Origin of the sequence: Actinacidiphila oryziradicis (assembly GCF_005047355.1) — a bacterium.
Taxonomy (GTDB): Bacteria; Actinomycetota; Actinomycetes; order Streptomycetales; family Streptomycetaceae; genus Actinacidiphila; species Actinacidiphila oryziradicis.
Genome location: NZ_SUMC01000376.1, coordinates 1 through 792, shown reverse-complemented (window position 1 = coordinate 792; position 792 = coordinate 1). Strand labels below are relative to the sequence as shown.

The 792-nt window shown below is 65.8% G+C and carries 1 protein-coding gene; it reads left to right on the top strand.

The annotated features are described in order from the left end of the window. Nucleotides 1-40: 40 nt before the first annotated feature. Nucleotides 41-792: ABC transporter ATP-binding protein (locus FCI23_RS55980; RefSeq protein WP_136731803.1), on the top strand; the 752-nt coding region annotated here is incomplete at its 3' end.

Sequence of the window (792 nt, the reverse complement as noted above, 5' to 3'; positions counted from 1 at the left end):
GGCTTTGTGTACTTCTGGAAGGCAGAGGAGCAGTACGGTCGTGGCTGAGCAGCTGATTCCGACGGTCATCGCCGATGACGTCCACATTGTCTATACGGTGCACGGTGCGGGCACCGGCCGTGGCAGCGCCGTTGCCGCGCTGTCGCGCATCGTCAGCCGCAAGAGCAATCCCAACGTCCGCAGGGTCCACGCGGTGCGGGGTGTCAGCTTCACCGCCTACCGGGGTGAGGCGGTCGGCCTCATCGGCTCCAACGGTTCGGGCAAGTCGACGCTGCTGCGGGCGATCGCGGGGCTGCTGCCACCGGAGAGCGGGCGGGTGTTCACCGACGGGCAGCCCTCGCTGCTGGGTGTGAACGCCGCGCTGATGAACGACCTCACCGGCGAGCGCAACGTCATCCTGGGCGGGCTGGCGATGGGCATGTCGAACGAAGAGGTGCGCGAGAAGTACGACGGCATCGTGGAGTTCTCCGGCATCAACGAAAAGGGCGACTTCATCTCACTGCCGATGCGCACCTACTCCTCCGGCATGGCCGCCCGGCTGCGCTTTTCCATCGCCGCAGCCAAGAACCACGACGTCCTCATGATCGACGAGGCGCTGGCCACCGGCGACCGCAAATTCCAGAAACGCTCCGAGGACCGCATCCGCGAACTCCGCCAGGAAGCCGGAACCGTCTTCCTGGTCAGCCACAACAACAAATCCATCCGCGACACCTGCGACCGCGCCCTGTGGCTCGAAAAGGGCGAGCTGCGCATGGACGGCCCGACCGAGGAAGTCATCGCGGCCTACGAGGA